At 69.9% G+C, this 17,458-nt stretch carries 19 protein-coding genes; 11 read left to right on the top strand and 8 right to left on the bottom strand.

The annotated features are described in order from the left end of the window. Window positions 1-3: 3 nt before the first annotated feature. Window positions 4-936 carry a 2,3,4,5-tetrahydropyridine-2,6-dicarboxylate N-succinyltransferase gene (gene dapD / locus BJY20_RS04540; RefSeq protein ID WP_185990440.1) on the bottom strand — a complete coding sequence of 311 codons (933 nt, stop codon included), beginning with the start codon at window positions 934-936 and terminating at the stop codon, window positions 4-6. A 152-nt stretch (window positions 937-1,088) separates the two neighbouring features. Then, entirely contained in the window at window positions 1,089-2,000 is a 912-nt protein-coding gene (locus BJY20_RS04535; RefSeq protein WP_185990439.1) for an endonuclease domain-containing protein, read from the bottom strand. Between the two features lie 175 nt (window positions 2,001-2,175). Here BJY20_RS04535 and dapE point away from each other — a divergent pair, with 175 nt between their 5' ends. The 5 genes from dapE (at window position 2,176) to BJY20_RS04510 (ending at window position 5,109) form a co-directional block, all read left to right on the top strand. After that, complete coding sequence (dapE, locus tag BJY20_RS04530; protein ID WP_185990438.1) at window positions 2,176-3,252, top strand: succinyl-diaminopimelate desuccinylase; 1,077 nt, start codon at window positions 2,176-2,178, stop codon at window positions 3,250-3,252. Between the two features lie 61 nt (window positions 3,253-3,313). Further along, the gene (locus tag BJY20_RS04525) at window positions 3,314-4,033 is read left to right on the top strand and encodes an LOG family protein (RefSeq protein ID WP_185992459.1); all 720 of its coding nucleotides are present in this window, start codon (window positions 3,314-3,316) and stop codon (window positions 4,031-4,033) included. 2 nt (window positions 4,034-4,035) lie between these two features. Then, on the top strand, window positions 4,036-4,317 hold the full coding sequence (locus tag BJY20_RS04520) for a DivIVA domain-containing protein (protein ID WP_185990437.1): 282 nt from the start codon (window positions 4,036-4,038) through the stop codon (window positions 4,315-4,317). A 106-nt stretch (window positions 4,318-4,423) separates the two neighbouring features. After that, entirely contained in the window at window positions 4,424-4,600 is a 177-nt protein-coding gene (locus BJY20_RS04515) for a DUF3117 domain-containing protein (protein WP_185990436.1), read from the top strand. Between the two features lie 152 nt (window positions 4,601-4,752). Then, a complete protein-coding gene (locus BJY20_RS04510) occupies window positions 4,753-5,109 on the top strand; it encodes a hypothetical protein (protein WP_185990435.1) in 357 nt (118 codons plus the stop codon). A 54-nt stretch (window positions 5,110-5,163) separates the two neighbouring features. On the opposite strand, the gene BJY20_RS04505 is transcribed toward BJY20_RS04510, so the two are convergent. Continuing rightward, complete coding sequence (locus BJY20_RS04505) at window positions 5,164-5,817, bottom strand: O-methyltransferase (protein ID WP_185990434.1); 654 nt, start codon at window positions 5,815-5,817, stop codon at window positions 5,164-5,166. Window positions 5,818-5,901: 84 nt separating this feature from the next. On the opposite strand from BJY20_RS04505, the gene sigE reads away from it, so the two are divergent. Genes sigE through BJY20_RS04490 form a run of 3 tightly spaced genes read left to right on the top strand, consistent with a single transcriptional unit; the run spans window position 5,902 to window position 8,404 of the window. Beyond that, the gene (gene sigE / locus BJY20_RS04500) at window positions 5,902-6,540 is read left to right on the top strand and encodes an RNA polymerase sigma factor SigE (RefSeq protein WP_185990433.1); all 639 of its coding nucleotides are present in this window, start codon (window positions 5,902-5,904) and stop codon (window positions 6,538-6,540) included. A gap of 22 nt (window positions 6,541-6,562) precedes the next feature. After that, on the top strand, window positions 6,563-8,014 hold the full coding sequence (locus BJY20_RS04495) for a S1C family serine protease (protein ID WP_246297102.1): 1,452 nt from the start codon (window positions 6,563-6,565) through the stop codon (window positions 8,012-8,014). A gap of 3 nt (window positions 8,015-8,017) precedes the next feature. Beyond that, window positions 8,018-8,404, top strand: a complete 387-nt coding sequence (locus BJY20_RS04490; RefSeq protein WP_185990432.1) for a twin-arginine translocase TatA/TatE family subunit — start codon at window positions 8,018-8,020, stop codon at window positions 8,402-8,404. A gap of 167 nt (window positions 8,405-8,571) precedes the next feature. On the opposite strand, the gene BJY20_RS04485 is transcribed toward BJY20_RS04490, so the two are convergent. The 4 genes from BJY20_RS04485 to BJY20_RS04470 all read right to left on the bottom strand — a co-directional run bounded on the left by BJY20_RS04485 (window position 8,572) and on the right by BJY20_RS04470 (window position 12,237). Then, a complete protein-coding gene (locus BJY20_RS04485) occupies window positions 8,572-9,714 on the bottom strand; it encodes an Mrp/NBP35 family ATP-binding protein (RefSeq protein WP_185990431.1) in 1,143 nt (380 codons plus the stop codon). A gap of 66 nt (window positions 9,715-9,780) precedes the next feature. Next, complete coding sequence (locus tag BJY20_RS04480; protein ID WP_246297101.1) at window positions 9,781-10,341, bottom strand: DUF1003 domain-containing protein; 561 nt, start codon at window positions 10,339-10,341, stop codon at window positions 9,781-9,783. After that, window positions 10,334-11,608 carry a magnesium transporter MgtE N-terminal domain-containing protein gene (locus BJY20_RS04475; protein WP_185990430.1) on the bottom strand — a complete coding sequence of 425 codons (1,275 nt, stop codon included), beginning with the start codon at window positions 11,606-11,608 and terminating at the stop codon, window positions 10,334-10,336. The genes BJY20_RS04480 and BJY20_RS04475 overlap by 8 nt, the downstream gene beginning before the upstream one ends. A gap of 110 nt (window positions 11,609-11,718) precedes the next feature. After that, entirely contained in the window at window positions 11,719-12,237 is a 519-nt protein-coding gene (locus BJY20_RS04470) for a hypothetical protein (protein WP_185990429.1), read from the bottom strand. A gap of 183 nt (window positions 12,238-12,420) precedes the next feature. Here BJY20_RS04470 and BJY20_RS04465 point away from each other — a divergent pair, with 183 nt between their 5' ends. Both BJY20_RS04465 and BJY20_RS04460 read left to right on the top strand, forming a co-directional pair. Next, window positions 12,421-13,491 (top strand): HpcH/HpaI aldolase/citrate lyase family protein, encoded by a 1,071-nt coding sequence (locus BJY20_RS04465; RefSeq protein WP_185992456.1) that lies wholly within the window; start codon window positions 12,421-12,423, stop codon window positions 13,489-13,491. 2 nt (window positions 13,492-13,493) lie between these two features. Next, window positions 13,494-14,360 carry an HpcH/HpaI aldolase/citrate lyase family protein gene (locus BJY20_RS04460; protein WP_185990428.1) on the top strand — a complete coding sequence of 289 codons (867 nt, stop codon included), beginning with the start codon at window positions 13,494-13,496 and terminating at the stop codon, window positions 14,358-14,360. A gap of 103 nt (window positions 14,361-14,463) precedes the next feature. On the opposite strand, the gene BJY20_RS04455 is transcribed toward BJY20_RS04460, so the two are convergent. Next, window positions 14,464-16,143: a BCCT family transporter gene (locus BJY20_RS04455; RefSeq protein ID WP_185990427.1), complete on the bottom strand. Its 1,680-nt coding sequence runs from the start codon at window positions 16,141-16,143 to the stop codon at window positions 14,464-14,466. Window positions 16,144-16,418: 275 nt separating this feature from the next. On the opposite strand from BJY20_RS04455, the gene BJY20_RS04450 reads away from it, so the two are divergent. Beyond that, window positions 16,419-17,390, top strand: coding sequence for a L,D-transpeptidase family protein (locus BJY20_RS04450; RefSeq protein ID WP_185990426.1), 972 nt, complete (start codon window positions 16,419-16,421; stop codon window positions 17,388-17,390). The last annotated feature ends 68 nt before the right edge of the window (window positions 17,391-17,458 follow it).

The following is a 17,458-nucleotide window of genomic DNA, read 5'->3' as shown; positions in this document are numbered from 1 at the left end:
GGGTCAGTCGTTGGCGTGCAGCGCGTCGTTGAGCGCGATGCCGTCACCGGAGCGGTCCCGGGCCTGGACGGCACCCGTGACGGAGTCGCGGATGAAGAGCAGCCCGTCGCGGCCCGAGAGGTCGGCCGCCTTGACGACCCCACCACCGGGAAGGGTGACCTTGGTGCCGGCGGTGACGTACAGACCGGCCTCGACGATGCAGTCGTCACCGAGCGCGATGCCCACGCCGGCCTCGGCGCCGACGAGGCAGCGCTGACCGATCGATACCCGCTGGGTCCCGCCGCCGGAGAGGGTGCCCATCGTCGAGGCGCCACCACCGATGTCCGAGCCGTCGCCGACGACGACGCCTTGGCTGATCCGGCCCTCGACCATGGAGGTGCCCAGCGTCCCGGCGTTGAAGTTGACGAAGCCCTCGTGCATCACGGTCGTACCGGAGGAGAGGTGGGCGCCCAGTCGGACGCGGTCCGCGTCCCCGATGCGCACACCCGTGGGGGTGACGTAGTCGGTCAGTCGCGGGAACTTGTCGATGCTCGTGACCTGGACGGCCCCGCGGGACCGCAGGCGGGCGCGGGTGGCCTCGAAGCCCTCGACGGCGCACGGACCGTGGTTGGTCCACACCACGTTGGCCAGTTGGCCGAAGAGCCCGTCGAGGTTGATCGAGTTGGGCTGGACCAGGCGGTGGGACAGCAGGTGCAGGCGCAGGTAGCCGTCCGAGGCGCCCCGGGGTGCGGCATCGAGGTCGATGCCCACCGTGACGACCTCGGTCCGCACACCACGTGCGGTGTCATCCCCGGCGAGGGCCAGCAGCTCCTCGGGCGCAGTCGCGCCCTCCGGGGCCTCGCCCAGGGCGGGCTGCGGGTACCAGGTGTCGAGCACGGTCCCGTCGGTGGTCACGGTGGCCACGCCATGGCCCCAGGCAGCACGCGTCGTCGTCATGGCTGAATCCTACGGAACCCACATACGAACTGCTGCAGGCAGTAGCTGGTATCGCCTGCAGTAGCTCGTCCTGCTGCAGGCGATACGAGGTGCTGCAGATGTGGCAGCTCATGGGGCGCTGGGCGGGCGAAGGGGGAGACCGCCGCCTGAAATCAGGCTGCGGCAGCGAGACGCGCGGCTTCGACGAGCTGTCGGATCTGCTCCGGGCGGGTCAGGTCGGCCCACATGATGCGCACGATGATGTAGCCGCGGCGCCGCAGGTCGTCCTCGCGCCGCTTCTCCGCGAGCAGGTCCTCCTTGGTCTCGTACTTGACCTTGCCGTCGAACTCGATGACGACCTTCGTGCCGGCGAGGAGGAAGTCCACCCGCCACGGTCCGATCCACACCTGTGGTTCGAGCTCGTAGTCGAGCTCGCGGCAGACCCGTGCGACTCGGGTCTCGCCGGGTGATTCGTGCCGGCCGTCCACCCCGGCCAGGGCGCGGCGGATGGCGGCGGCGCCCGGCGTGCCCATGGGGAGCTCGGCCGCCGCCACCTCGACCTGTCGTGCGGTGACCAGCCCTCGGCCGACTGCAGCGTCAGCGGCGATGAGAGCGGTCTCGGCGCCGGCGGCGACCCCGGCGTGGACGATGGCGACGGCAGGCTCGGCGCACTGGATGGGCACGGGGAGCGCCGGAGCCCGCTCCACCTCCACGAGTGCGGGCCCCGCGCTCCACACGGTGTGGTCGCGGCTGCGTCGCGTCGTTGCCGACCTCTCGCGGATGAGGTGGACCCGAGCCAGGTCGGCGCCCCAGACCGGTAGCCCCCACGCGACCAGCGCCGAGTGGGCCGTGGCCGCGGAGGTGTCCTTCTGCCGTCCCAGGACTGCGACCGTGCGCAGGAGGTGCAGGTCCTCCGCGTCGACCGGCTGCTCCGCGCTCCAGGCCCCGCGGACCAGATGCCGCAGCACCCCTCCTTTCGCCATGGCCACCATGCGCAACCGCGGGATCCCTGCCCTCTCTGCTGCGGACGTGGTGACGACGCGGTTGACCGCTATGTCCCGGAGGATCGAGAGTTCGTCGTCCATGCCGGAAGTGTGACGAAATTCGGCGCTGGCACCGTGGCGTCATCCACAGGGCCGCCGCGTCTGCAGCACCTCGTATCGCCTGCAGCAGGACGAACTACGGCAGGCGATACCAGCTACTGCCTGCAGTAGTTCGTCGGGGCGGGGAGGTGGCGGGCCGGCGGCATAGGGTTGCGGCATGCCGACCCTGGACCTCACCGCGGACGTCGTGACCCTGACCCAGCAGCTGTGCGACATCGAGTCCGTCAGCCGCGACGAGGGGGCGATCGCCGACGCCATCGAGGCCGCGCTCACCCCGCTGACGCACCTGACCCTCGCCCGCCGCGGCAACACCCTGGTCGCGCGCACCGACCTCGGCCGTGACGAGCGGGTCGTGCTGGCGGGCCACATCGACACCGTGCCCCTGACGACCGACCCGCAGAATCTGCCGGTCCGCCGCGAGCGCGTGGGCGGCGAGTACGTCCTCTGGGGGCGCGGCACCGTCGACATGAAGGGTGGTGTCGCCGTCCAGCTGAAGGCCGCGCTGCTGGCGCAGCCGAGCCGGGACATCACCTTCCTCTTCTACGAGGCGGAGGAGATCGACGCCGTCTACAACGGACTCGCGCTGCTGGCCGAGTCCGACCCCGACCTGCTCGCTGCCGACTTCGCCGTGCTCCTCGAGCCGACCAACGCCGCCGTCGAGGGTGGGTGCAAGGGGACCATGCGCGTGGAGGTGCAGCTCAAGGGCATCGCCGCGCACTCGGCCCGTCCGTGGAACGGTCACAACGCCATCCACGATGCCCACGAGGTCCTCGCCGCGCTGGCCGCGCACGAGGAGCAGACCGTCCACGTCGACGGCCTCGACTACCACGAGGCACTCCAGGCGGTGGGGATCACCGGTGGCATCGCCAACAATGTCATCCCGGACAGCTGCACCGTGCTGATCAACTACCGCTTCGCCCCGGACAAGGACGCACAGGCCGCGCTCGCGTACGTCCAGACGGTCCTGCCCGGGCGAGAGCTGCACGTGCGTGACATGGCCGAGGGTGCCCGTCCCGGGCTGGACCTGCCTGCCGCGCAGTCCTTCATCGCTGCGCTCGACGTGCCCGTCGGGCCCAAGGAGGGGTGGACGGACGTCGCCCGCTTCTCCGCGCTGGGCATCCCGGCGGTCAACTTCGGGCCCGGTGACCCCAACCTCGCCCACCACGACGAGGAGCGTTGCCCGGTCGAGCAGATCGTCGCGTCGCAGGACGCCATGCTCCGGTGGCTCGCGTAAGGTCGCGCTCGTGACACCTCAGGGGAAGAACGAGCGCTGGTACCACAGGGGCCCCGTGCTGATGCGGGGTCGGCAGGTGCCCAAGACCACGACCGACCAGCGGCTGCTCGACGACCGCAGCCGCGCCGACTGGCTGCACACCGACCCGTGGCGTGTCCTGCGTATCCAGGCGGAGTTCGTGGAGGGCTTCGGTGCCCTCGCGGAGCTCGGGCCGGCAGTGAGTATCTTCGGCAGCGCACGCACCCCCGCCGACTCCCCGTGGTACGCGAAGGGGGTCGAGCTCGGCCGGCTCGCGGCGGAGGCCGGGTACTCCGTGATCACCGGTGGCGGACCCGGGACCATGGAGGCGGCCAATCGCGGCGCCCGTGAGGGTGGGGCGACGTCCGTCGGCCTGGGGATCGAGCTGCCCTACGAGGCGGGCCTGAACCCCTACGTCGACCTGGGCATCAACTTCCGCTACTTCTTCGCCCGCAAGACGATGTTCGTCAAGTACAGCGAGGGCTTCCTCGTCCTGCCAGGTGGCTACGGCACCCTCGACGAGGTCTTCGAGGCGGTCACCCTCGCGCAGACGGGCAAGGTCACCAGCTTCCCGATCGTGCTCATCGGCGTTGACTACTGGTCGGGTCTGCTCGACTGGCTGCGCCACTCCGTCGAGGCCGGCGGCATGATCAGCGAGGGGGACATCGATCGGCTGATCCTCACCGACGATCTCGAGGAGGCCGTGCGTCGCCTCAAGGACGGCTCCGGTCGGATCGCCCCTGACGAGACCGACCCGGACTGACCGTGATCTGGGTCCTGCTCATCCTCGTCGCCGTGCTCGTGGTCGTCGCGACCGCAGCCGTCGTCACCGGGCGCTTCACCCCGGATCCGATGGCCGACCCGGTCACCTCCGCGCCGCACCACGGGCTGCCCGCGGGTACGGTGCGGGCCGTCGACGTCGACGACGTCACCTTCGACACCGCACTGCGCGGATACCGCATGGACCAGGTGGACGACGTCATCGACCGCCTCCAACAGCGCATCGCTGAGCTGGAGAGCGAGGGCCGGGACCCCCTTCGCCCCTGATTAGGCCCTGTGCGGCGGAGGGGTGGATAATGGCTGCCAGCGTCGACGCGAGGGCGTCGGGTGGTTGGCGGTGTGTCGGCCACGTATGAATTCGAAGGGAACGCACATGGCGGCAATGAAGCCACGTACCGGGGATGGTCCGCTCGAGGTCGTCAAGGAGGGACGCGGCATCGTCCTGCGCATGCCCCTGGAGGGCGGTGGGCGCCTCGTCGTCGAGATGAAGCCCGATGAGGTCCTCGAGCTCGGCGAGGCCATCGACAACTGTGACGGCCTGAAGAAGTAGTCCTTGGGCGGTGCCCCGGACCCGATGGGGTCCGGGGCACAGTCGTGTCCGTCCGTCCGTTCGGATGATGACACGGGGCTGCCCTGCGGGGCGCCACTGGCTACGGTGCCAAGACACCGCTGAGCGTGGCTCACCGAGCCGAGGGGACAACCATGAACGCTGGATACGGACTCACCGTCCGCTGGTCACTGACCGAGGCGCCGGAGGGCGTTGCCGATGAGTTGCGCGAGTACGTCGTCGGGACCTCGATGGCCAAGTTCATGTTCCTCGACGGACTGGCCTTCAAGACCTGGCGCATGCGTGAGGGGGAGTGGTTCGAGGGGACCTACGTCTTCCAGGCAGCCAAGGACCGTGACGATTTCTGCGCGGACTTCACCGCCGGCGCCGCCGACTCGGCCGGCAGCAAGATCGTCGGCTCGGCCCCGATCGAGATCCAGCCCTTCGAGGTCGTGGCCATCGCCGAGGGTCCTGCCCAGTTCCGCCGGGGCCCCGGCCCCGGATCTGCCTGATCCACAATTGGCTACCCCGAGAGGTGTTCGGGGGGTCACGGGGGCGCAGGTCGCTCAGCGACCGTGAGCCCCCGTGTGTCGCTTGACGGCGGCGAGCATGCCGTCGCCCACGGGCAGCAGACTGGCGACGAGTCGCTCGTCGTCGCGCAACTGCTTGCCCAGGTCCCGCAGCAGGCTGGTCGTCGTGTCGCGGACGGCGGGGTCGGCGACCTTGTCGTGCCAGAGCATGTTGTCGATGGCCATGACGCCGCCCGGACGCAGCAGCCGGATCGCGTGCTCGACGTAGGCGGGGTAGCCCTCCTTGTCGGCGTCGATGTGAACCAGGTCGTAGGCCTCGTCGTTCATCCGCGGCAGCACGTCCAGGGCGCGGCCACTGATCACGCGCGTGCGCTGGCCGACGATGCCGGCCCGGGCGAAGGACTTCTTGGCACGTGCAGCGTTCTCCGGCTCGAGCTCGATGGTCGTCAGCACGCCGTCCGCGGGCATCCCGGAGAGCAGCCACAGTCCCGAGGTCCCCGCGCCGGTCCCGATCTCGACGACGTGCTGCGCCCGGGAGGCGGCCGCAAGCAGGCGCAGCGCGGCGCCGCCACCGGTACCGATCGGCGGTGCCCCGAGCTCCGTGCCGGCATGACGGGCCGCCTCGACGACCTCGTCCTCGGGGACGAACTGCTCGGCGTAGGCGTGGCTGGTCAGCTGGGCGGCGGTCATGGGAGTCCACCCTAGTCCGGTTCGGCCGCGCCCATCGTCTGCGCAGTCGCATCACAGACTTCTGTCAGGTTCGACCGTGACGATGTGCGGGTGACCTTCGATGCCGAGACCGCTGCCAGCGCTGGGGACGAGTGGGTCCAGCCCACGTGGAGCGAGGTGGTCGAGAACCACGGGGACCGGGTCTACCGACTGGCCTACCGGCTGACGGGTGACGTCCACGAGGCAGAGGACCTGACGCACGACGTCTTCATCAGGGTCTTCCGCTCGCTCGACGGGTTCGTGCCGGGCACGTTCGAGGGGTGGCTGCACCGGATCACGACCAATCTCTTCCTCGACAGGGCTCGGCGCAAGCAGCGCCTGCGCTTCGACTCCCTCACCGACGACTTCGCCGCCTTGCTGCACAGCGGCACGGCGACCCCGGAGCAGGTCGTCCTCCACGGCCGCCTCGATGCCGACATCCAGCGCGCGCTGGACGCGCTACCGCCGCAGTTCCGGGCTGCCGTCGTGCTCTGCGACGTGGAGGGCCTGACCTATGACGAGGTCGCCGAGACCCTCGACATCAAGCTCGGGACCGTCCGCTCGCGCATCCACCGGGGCCGGGCCATGCTCCGCGAGAGCCTCAGCCATCGTGAGCCGAGCCCGGCCCGCGCGCCGCGCACGGAGTCCCGCCGGCGTGGGGGATCCGGCTTCCCGCTCGCGCGCCCGGTGACCGGGACCTTGTGACCGACAAGGCACAATCATCTGCATGAGCTCTCCGCACCAGGGTGACGAGCCGACCCCACGGGACGACAGCACCGAGCCGATGCCGTCGAGCCCGTACCTGCCCTACGACTCGATCGGATCGCAGGACCAGCCCGGCGAGGGCCATCACCAGCAGGGCCACTACGGCCAGCCGGGTCAGTACGACCAGGGCCACTACGGCCAGCAGGCTGATCAGTACAGCCAGCCGGGTCAGTACGACCAGGGCTACGGCCAGCCGGGTCAGTACGACCAGGGCCACTACGGCCAGCAGGGCCACTACGGCTATGCCCAGCACGCTCACCAACCGCAGGGGTACCCGACCTCCCCGGGGACGCCCCCTTCGTCCACCGGCCGACGACGCGGACCGGGATGGTTCGGCGCCGGGGCCCTTGCCCTCGCAGCGGCCCTGGTCGCGGGCGCCATCGGCGGGATCGGTGGTGGACTGATCACCGACCTGCGTGACGGCGGTGGCGGTGGCCCCACGATCGTCCAGCGTGATGGGAACCCGGGTGAGCGGCCCGAGGGCTCCGTCGCCGCGATCGCCGCCGATGCGGTCCCGAGTGTCGTGACCATCCGCGTCAGCGGCTCCGGCGGCTCCGGGACCGGGTCGGGCTGGGTCTACGACGACCAGGGGCACATCGTCACCAACAACCACGTCGTCGAGGCGGCCGGCAGCTCCGGCAAGGTGCGTATCGAGCTCAGCGACGGCAGCCGCCGCGAGGCCGAGCTCGTCGGTCGGGACTCCGCGTACGACCTGGCCGTCCTCAAGGTCGACCCCAAGGGTCTCGAGCCGATCGCGATCGGCAGCTCGGACGAGGTCGTCGTCGGTGACGAGGTCGTCGCGGTCGGTTCCCCGCTCGGTCTCGGCTCCACCGTCACCGCCGGGATCGTCTCTGCGTTGGAGCGACCCGTGGCCGCCGGCGAGAGCGGGGACGAGTCCTACATCTCCGCGATCCAGACCGACACGGCGATCAACCCCGGCAACTCCGGCGGACCGCTGCTCAACGGCGACGGCAACGTCATCGGGGTCAACTCCGCCATCGCCCAGATCCCGGGCCAGACGTCGACCTCCGGCTCGATCGGCCTGGGCTTCGCCATCCCTTCCGACGTCGTCGTGCGCACCGTCGACCAACTCATCGAGACCGGTCACGCCAAGCACCCGATCATCGGCGTGTCCCTCGACCGGCGCTGGCAGGGCGAGGGCGCCAAGGTCATCGAGAAGGGCGACATGCCCGGAGACCAGCCCTCGGTCATCCCGGGTAGCCCGGCCGACAAGGCAGGGATCGAGCCCGGCGACGTCATCGTCGAGATGGACGGCCGGCGCATCAGCGACCTCGACCAGCTGGTCGTGCGCATCCGTGCCGAGGCGGTGGGAGATAAGGTCACCCTGAAGGTCCTGCGGGACGGCGACGAACGCGAGCTCACGATGACGCTCGAAGCTGCGGAGGAGAACTAGGCGATGCCAGTCAACGGCTGGGAGTTCATCCTCCTCATCGTCCTGGCCTTCATCATCCTCGGCCCCCAACGGATGCCCGAGTACGCGGCGAAACTTGCGCGATTCGTCGTGCAGCTGCGCCGCATGGCCAACGACGCCAAGGTCCAGCTGAAGGACCAGATGGGTCCGGAGTACGAGGACCTCGACTGGCGCCAGTACGACCCACGCCAGTACGACCCACGGCGCATCGTCAAGCAGGCACTGATGGAGCCCCTCGAGGACGCCTTCAGCCTCGAGGACGAGCCCCGGTCGTCCGGCGGCGCCGCAGCCACGCAGGACACGGCGGACGCACCCGACGCACCGTCTGCGACGTCGACGACCGGCGTCCCCTGGGACCCCGAGGCGACCTGAGCGACACCATGCCGTAGCCCGCACGAAGGGGTTTGGCCCGACTCAGGCCCCGGTCCGGCCAGCAGGATCAGACGACAGTGGAGACCCACGAGGCCGGACCGGGCGCCAAGGGCCACCCCCTTCGTCCGGGCGAAGGGGGCCGGTACAGGGGGACAGTCGGGTCGCCCTCAGCTGCCCGTCGGGGTGAGCCCGAGGCTGCGGCCGGCCAGGCCGCGTGAGCGCGAGGCGATCCCACGGGCGATGCCACGCAGGGCGACGGCCGCGGGCCCATCCGGGTTGGACGTCACGACCGGCTCTCCGTGGTCGGAGCCCTCACGCAGCGAGACGTCGATCGGGATCTGGCCGAGCAGCGGGACGTCGGCACCGACGGTGCGGGTGAGCGAGTCGGAGACGGACTGGCCGCCGCCGGAGCCGAAGAGCTCCTGACGGCTGCCGTCGGGCAGCTCGAGCCAGGACATGTTCTCGATGACGCCGACGAGGCGCTGGTGCGTCTGCATGGCGATCGAGCCGGCCCGCTCGGCGACCTCGGCAGCGGCCTGCTGCGGGGTGGTCACGATGAGGATCTCGCTGTTGGGGATCAGCTGGGCGATCGAGATCGCGATGTCGCCGGTGCCCGGGGGCAGGTCGAGCAGGAGCACGTCGAGGTCGCCCCAGAAGACGTCACCGAGGAACTGCTGCAGCGCGCGGTGGAGCATCGGGCCACGCCAGACCACCGGCTGGTTGCCGGGGACGAACATGCCGATCGAGATGACCTTCACCTCGGAGGCGATGGGCGGCAGGATCATGTCGTCGACCTGCGTCGGCGGGTGGGTCACACCGAGCATGCGGGGGATGGAGAAGCCGTAGATGTCGGCGTCGACGACCCCGACCTTCAGCCCCTCGGCGGCAAGTGATGCCGCGAGGTTGGCGGTGATGGAGGACTTGCCGACGCCGCCCTTGCCGGAGGCGATCGCGTAGACGCGGGTGAGTGAGCCCGGCTTGGCGAAGGGGATCTCCTTCTCCGCCTGGCCGCCGCGCAGGTGGTTCTTCAGCTCCGCGCGCTGCTCGTCGTTCATCACGCCGAGGGTGACCTTGACGTCGGTGACGCCCTCGATGGTCTTCATCGCCGCGGTGGTGTCGTTGGTCAGGGTGTCCTTCAGGGGACACCCCGAGATGGTGAGCAGGATCGTGACCGTGGCCAGACCATCGGCGTCGACGGCCGCAGACTCGACCATGCCCAGCTCGGTGATGGGCCGGCGGATCTCGGGGTCCTGGACGGTGCTCAGCGCGTCACGCAGCTGCTCGTCGGTGATCGTGGGGTGGGGGGCCATGCATCCATGGTAAGTCCGGAAAACGGGCCCTCTGACGTGGGTCCGGTCACCGGCGGCGTGGTCCGGTCACCGGGGAGGGCCGGGTCCCCCCTTCGCCTCGTCCTCGTCCGGCGTCTCCTCGCGCCGACGCACCTCGAGGCCCTTGGTCTCCATCTCCTCGAGAAGGTCGCGCAGCTCGCTGCGGATGAAGTCGCGGGTGGCCGTGTCGCGCAGGGCGATGCGCAGCGCGGCCACCTCACGAGTGAGGTACTCGGTGTCCGCCAGGGCCCTCTCGGCCTGCACCCGATCGTGCTCCAGGGCGACCCGCTCACGGTCGTCCTGACGGTTCTGCGCGAGCAGGATCAGGGGCGCCGCGTAGGAGGCCTGCAGGGAGAGCATCAGCGTGAGCAGGGTGTAGTTCAGCGCCCGCGGGTCGAACTGAGCGCCTTCCGGGGCGAAGGTGTTCCAGGTGAGCCAGAGGGTGACGAAGACCGTCATCCAGATGAGGAAGCGCGGGGTGCCCATGAAGCGGGCGAACTTCTCCGACACCACACCGAAGGCCTCGTTCGACATCCCCGAGGGGCGCCGGATGAGGTGGCGTCGCACCTCCTGCGGGGTGTCGACGCGCGAGAAGTGTTGCTCAGCCATCAGTCACCTCGTGCCGCTCCTCGCGCCAGTCCTCCGGAAGGATGTGGTCGAGCACGTCGTCGACCGTGACCGCGCCGAGCAGGTGCTCGCTCTCGTCGACCACGGGGGCGGAGACGAGGTTGTAGGTCGCCAGGGTCCGGGTGATCAGACCCAGTGGAGCCTCCGGACGAAGGGGGTCGATCGCCTTGTCGATGTAGCGCCCGATGCTCTCGTGCGGGGGTTCGCGCAGCAGGCGCTGGATGTGGATCATCCCCAGGTACTTGCCGGTCGGGGTCTCCAACGGCGGACGGCAGACGTAGACCGTTGCTGCCAGCGCAACGGTCACCTCCTCGCGGCGGACGATGGCCAGGGCCTCGGCCACGGTGTCCTCGGGCGCGAGGACGACCGGCTCGGTCGTCATGAGGCCACCGGCGGTGTTCTCGTCGTAGCTGAGCAGCCGGCGCAGCGGCTCGGCATCGTCGGGCTTCATCAGCTGCAGCAGGGTCTCGGCGCGATCTGCCGGCAGTTGCGAGAGCAGGTCGGCCGCGTCGTCGGGGTCCATGGCCTCCAGGACGTCCGCAGCCCGGGTCTGGGTGAGGATGGACAGGATCTCGGCCTGGTCGTCACCGCCGAGCTCCTGGAGGATGTCGGCCAGCCGGTCATTGCTCAGGGCAGCCACGACGGCCTCGCGCCGCTGTGGGGCGAGGTCGGAGATGACCTCGGCGACGTCCGCGACCTTGAGGTCGGCGATGGACTCGAGCAGCTTGACGGCAGAGTGCTCGGCGGCGGACACGCTCGCGGACAGGCCGGTGACGTCCTCGATGGGGACGGTGAAGGTCTCCCCACGACGGCGCACGAGCAGGCCCCGGCGGGTCTTGCGTCCGCCGCGGACGAAGACCTTCGTCACGGTCCAGGTGCGGTTGGCGGACTGCTCGATGCCGACGTCCTCGACGGTCGCCTCGACCTCGCCGTCGTCGGTGCGCACGGTGACCGGGCGCTCGAGCAGCTCGGCGAGCACGAGGGTCTCGGTGGCGCGCTGCTCGAAGCGGCGCATGTTGACCAGGCCGGTGGTGATGACCTGACCGCCCTCGACGGAGATGACCCGGGTCATCGGCACGAAGACGCGCCGTCGGCCGGGGACCTCCACGACGAGCCCGATGGCGCGCGGGCGGCGGCTGGGCGCGAAGGTCACGACGACGTCGCGCACTCGACCGACCTGGTCACCGAGGGGGTCGAAGACATTGAGGCTCGCCAGACGGGCGACGAAGAACCGGGAGGGAGCGCTCACGGTTCCCAAGGGTAATGGCGAGCGCCCCTTCCCGACGGTGCGGCGCACCCGGTCGAGGTGTCAACGAGCGGATGGACGCTCGGACGTACCTCGACCCAGCGAAGGGGGCGTCAGCCCCGGCGCGTGCGGGACCGGCCGCCCAGGTGCCACGGTCGACGGGGGCGGGTGCCCCCTTCGCCCGTGGTGATCGGGGCGTCCACCCGGGCGGTGGAGTCCGGGGCCGGCATGCCCGGGGCCTGCACGGGTGCGCCGTAGGGGGCGAGGGACCACAGCGTGGTCTCGGTCCGCCATTGCTCGATGAGGTCCGAGGGGGCGTTGAGACGCTCGCCGAGCAGGGAGTGGGCGGCCGGCTCCCACAGCGGGTTGCCGGGGTCGATCCGACGGGCCTCGGCGCGCAAAGTGAGCAGACGTCCGCCGCTGCCCTTGCTGCGCAGGATGAGCTCGACCTCCTCCGGCAGGGCGCCGAGGTCGGCCTCCGGCCCGCCCGAGGCGAGGAGGACGTGGTCGGCGAGCTCGTCGTCACCCGTGGCGAACCACGTGGCCCGGTCGTGACCGTTCGCCCGCAGCCACAGCACCGTGGACTTGTGCAGCGCCTCGGTCGTCAGCGCAGAGAGGTTGACCTCGCTCATGCCCTCAGCCTAGAGCGCCGCTCGCGCAGCGATCGGGAGGAGTTGTCGGGGGTCCACGGGGGCGCAGGTCGCTCAGCGACCGTGAGCTCCCGTGTGTTCTGGATCATGAGCCGCACGAGGGCCGCGCTGCTAGGTTGCGGGCGATACCCCTACGCCGTCTCCCGAGAGGACTCGAGCCACCACATGCGCAGTGCCAAGGACTTCTTCGCCCCCCTGGCCGTGGGCGCCCCCACGCCCGTGACCGAGGTGCCCGCCCGGCCCAGCCGGATGATCCACTTCTTCGACCCGAGCAACCCGAAGATGGCCGCGAAGGTCCCGGACATGGTCGGTGTCTCCGACGTGCTCCTGGGCAACCTCGAGGACGCCGTCGTGGCCGACAAGAAGGAGGCCGCCCGTGAGGGTCTGGTGACGATCGCCAAGGAGACCGACTTCGGTGAGCACACCCAGCTGTGGACACGGATCAACTCCCTCGACAGCCCGTGGGTCCTCGACGACCTGACCCGCTTGGTCACCGAGGTCGGCGACACGCTCGACGTCATCATGGTCCCGAAGGTCCAGGGCCCGGAGGACATCCACTACATCGACCGCATCCTCGCCCAGCTCGAGGCGAAGGGGGGCGTGCAGCGCCCGATCCTCGTCCACGCGATCCTCGAGACCGCCCGCGGCATGGCCAACGTCGAGGAGATCGCCGGCGCCTCCCCGCGCATGCAGGGCATCTCGCTCGGCCCGGCCGACCTCGCCGCGGACCGCCGGATGAAGACCACCCGCGTCGGTGGCGGTCACCCCGGCTACCTCGTGCGCCAGGACCCGGCCAAGGGCGCCGATGGCGCGCCCGACTACCAGGGCGAGCGCCCGGTCTTCCAGCAGGACCTGTGGCACTACACGATCGCCCGCATGGTCGACGCCTGCGCGATGCACGGCATCTTCCCGTTCTACGGGCCCTTCGGTGACATCAAGGACACCGTCGCCTGCGAGGACCAGTTCCGCAACGCCTTCCTCCTGGGCTGCGTCGGCGCGTGGAGCCTGCACCCGGTGCAGATCGAGATCGCCAAGAAGGTCTTCAGCCCCTCCGCGGAGGACGTCGCGCACGCCCGTCGCGTCAAGGAGGCCATGCCCGACGGACGCGGGGCCGTGATGATCGACGGCAAGATGGAGGACGACGCCTCCTGGAAGCAGTGCATGGTCGTCCTCGAGCTCGCCGAGCGCCTCTCCGCGAACGACCCCGAGCTGGCGAAGATGTACGAGGAGGCCTGAGCATGAGCGAGAGTTACACCCCCCGGCGCTCGGTCCTCTACATGCCCAGCTCCAACGCCCGCGCGCTGGAGAAGGCGAAGACCCTGCCCGTCGACGCGCTCATCCTCGACCTCGAGGACGCCGTCGGCCCGGACGACAAGCCCGCCGCTCGCGAGGCCGCCTGCGCCGCAGTGACCTCCGGCGAGTACGGCGACCGTGAGCTGACCATCCGCGTCAACGGCATCGGTACCCAGTGGCACGACGAGGACATCGCGGCAGCCGCCAAGGCCGGTCCCGCCGGCATCGTCGTGCCCAAGGTCGACACCGCCGACGAGGTGCGCCAGCTCGTCGCCGCGATGGCGGCCACCGGCGCCCCGGAGCACACCAAGCTCTGGGCGATGATCGAGACGCCCGCCGCGATCTTCAACATCCGCGAGATCGCGCAGGCCTCCGACCGGCTCGTCGCCTTCGTCATGGGCACCAACGACCTGGTCAAGGAGCTGCAGGCCGACCACGTCCCCGGTCGTGCCCCGCTGCTCACCTCGTTGTCGTGGGCGCTGCTCGCGGCCCGCGAGGCCGGCATCGCGGTCCTGGACGGCGTCTACAACGCGGTCAAGGACCTCGAGGGCTTCACGACCGAGTGCGAGCAGGGCCGTGACATGGGCTTCGACGGCAAGACGCTCATCCACCCCGGCCAGGTCGCGGTGTGCAACACGACCTTCGCGCCGAGTCAGGACGCTGTCGAGGAGGCCCGGGGCATCCTGACGGCCTGGGAGGAGGGCGCCGGCACCGGCGTCGTCACCCACAACGGCAAGATGATCGAGAACCTCCACGTGGACATCGCCCGCCGGGTGCTGGCCACCCACGAGGCCATCCGCGCCCGGTCCTGACCCACCGGACCAGACGAAGGCGTCGTCCTGAGGCGCGACGAAGGAGCCTCGAAGGGGGTGACCCGGCCGGATCGGGCCGGGTCACCCCCTTCGTCGCGGCGTGTCAGGTGTCGGCGGGGGTGGAGTTGTCCCGTCGCTTCTCGGCCTCGATGTGCTGCTCGGTGTCGGAGCCGTCGACGGCAGCGTTCGGCCCGGCCTTGCGTTGAGCGGCCGCACGCAGCCCGGCATACGGGGGCGGCTCCTTCACCTTCAACTTCTGGAAGTCCTCGCTGCGCAAGGACGTGGTCAACCCGATGGCCATCAGGATCAGCACGATGCAGAACGGCAGCCCGGCCACGATCGACGCGGTCTGCAGCGCCGACAACGCATTCGTGCCGGAGACGGCGCCGACGATCAACAGGACCGCCGCGACGAAACCCTCCAGGACGGCCCAGAACAACCGCTGCTGCCACTTCGGGTTCGGGTCGCCGCCGTTGGTCAGGATGTCGACCACCAGCGAACCGGAGTCGGAGGACGTGGCGAAGAACAGGACCACCACCAGCACCGCGACGACCGAGGCGATGGTGGCCACGAAGCCCGCGACCGGCAGCTGTTCCAGCAGCACGTAGATGCTCTTCTCCGGCGAGGCGTCGGCGAGCGGGTTGTCCGGGTTGCTCTGGAGCGCGTCGAGCGCAGAGTTGCCGAAGATCGTCAGCCACACCATCGAGGCGCCGACCGGCGCGAACAGGGCGCCGGCGATGAACGAGCGCAGCGTGCGGCCGTACGAGATCCGGGCCAAGAACATCCCGACGAAGGGGGACCAGGAGATCCACCAGCCCCAGTAGAACAGCGTCCAGCTGGCCTGCCAGGACTGCGCCTGCTCACCACCGTTGGGAAAGGTCTCGAAGCCCAGCTTCGGCAGTGCCTGGGCATAGGAGCCGACGTTGTTGGCCAGGACGTTGATCAGGTCGCGTGTCGGGCCGAAGAAGAAGACGAACAGCATCAGGGCCAGGGCGAGCCACAGGTTGGCCAGTGAGAGGTTGCGGATCCCCTTGTCGATCCCGAGCATCACCGAGGTGACCGCCACCGACGTGATGGCCATGATGATGATGACCTGCACGAGGGTGGTGTTGGGCACCCCGAACAGCGTGTTCAGGCCGGCGCCGACCTGCTGGCCACCGATGCCCAGTGAAGTGGCCAGGCCGAACAGCGTGCCGAAGACGGCAAGGACGTCCACCAGTGCACCCGGCCACCCGTAGATCCGGTTGCCGATGAGGGGGTAGAGCGCCGAGGCCGGGCGCAACGGCAGGCCACGTCGGAAGGAGAAGTACCCCATGGCGGCGCCCAGGACGATGTAGATCGACCAGGGGTGCAGGCCCCAGTGGTAGAAGGTGTACGTCATCGCGTTCTGTGCGGCCTCGGGGGTGCCGCCCTCGCCGGTCGGCGGGGTCAGGAAGTGCGTGACCGGCTCGCTGACGGCATAGAAGACCAGGCCGATGCCCATGCCCGCGGTGAACAGCATCGCGAACCACGACAGGTTGCCGTACTCGGGCGTGGAGTCGTTCGGGCCCAGCCGAATGCTGCCGTAGTGGCTGAGCATGAGGAAGAAGACGAAGATCACGAACGCCGAGGCGCTGAAGATGTAGAGCCACTCCAGGTTTGTGGTGATCGTGTTGTTGACCGAGTTCGCCACCGACGACACGCTCGAGGGTGCGATCACGCCCCACAGCAGGAACGCGAGTACGACGACGGCCGCGCCGATGAAGACCGGCGGGTTGGTGTGCTGCTTCAGGTATTCACGCATCGGTGCGCCTCCTCGATCGCGAACGAGGTGGTCACGGCACTGTCCCGTCGGTGGGCTGGTGTCACAACACGAGCCGCTGGCCAGACGTTCTGGTTCTTCCAGAGTTGCACGCGGGCGTCCATCGGGCAACGCCCACGGCGCACTGGGTGGAAGGCCGTTTCGCCCCCTTCATCATTTTGTGACCCGGTCCCACGCAACCCCCGAGGGCGCCCCGGACGTCTGAGTCGGTGAAGGGACGAGCTGGAGGGGCTCGTCGACAACCGCAGGGGGATGACATGAATACCTACCAAGCCCGGCATGCAGCGCTCGACCCGGCGATCTCGTCGCAGCGCCGCCTGCTCGTGCGTGGGGGCACGGCTGCCGTCGTGGCCGCCGGTCTCGGGGGGCTGGGGGCCCTCCCGGCCGCGGCCGCGAGCCATCCGACGCTCCGGCGGGGCAGTCGAGGTCCTGCCGTGCGCGAGCTGCAGCGCAAGCTGCTCGACGGCGGGTACAAGCACTCCGGAGTCGACGGCATCTTCGGTCCGTCCACCCGCGGCGCCGTCGTCGCGCTCCAGCGCGACCACCGGCTCGTCGTCGACGGCATCTGTGGGCCCGAAACCTGGGCAGTCGTCGACCGGCTGGGCAGTGGTGGCGGCGGTGGCAGCGACCCCGAGCCGGAGGACCCGCCGACGTCGGGTTCCCACCCGATGCTGCGCAAGGGCAGTCGGGGGTCGGCTGTCATGCGGCTGCAGCGCACCATGCGCGCGAACGGGTACTGGCACTCGGGCAACGACGGTGTCTACGGGCAGACCACCGCGCAGGCCGTCATGGCCGTGCAGAAGGTCCACGGCCTCACCCGGGACGGGGTGTGCGGCCCCAACACCTGGTCCGTCATCGAGCGGCTGGGCCGACCGCGTGGCCGCACCAGCAGCGGAACGGTGATGGAGGTCGACCTGGCCAAGCAGGTCGTGATCTTCGTCGTGGCCGGCAGGACCAAGTGGGTCATGAACACCAGCACCGGCAAGTCCGGCTGGCGGACCCCACGCGGACGGTTCCGGATCTTCCGTCAGGTCAACCGAATGGACTACGGCCCGCTCGGTGCGCTGTGGCGGCCGAAGTACTTCAACGGCGGCATCGCGATCCACGGATCGGGGTACATCCCCGGGTACCCGGCGTCGCACGGTTGCATCCGGACGTCCAACGCGGCGACCAACTACATCTGGGGGTCCGGCCTGGCGCCCATCGGCCGTCGGGTCTGGGTGTACTGAGCAACGGGCCCACGGTGGACCGGCGAAGGGGGACGAGCAGGAGGCGTCCCCCCTTCGAGGCTCGGCCG

This window comes from Janibacter cremeus (genome assembly GCF_013409205.1).
Lineage (GTDB): Bacteria > Actinomycetota > Actinomycetes > Actinomycetales > Dermatophilaceae > Janibacter > Janibacter cremeus.
The sequence above is the reverse complement of the archived record's forward strand: the minus strand, read 5'-3'. Positions and strand labels throughout refer to the sequence as shown.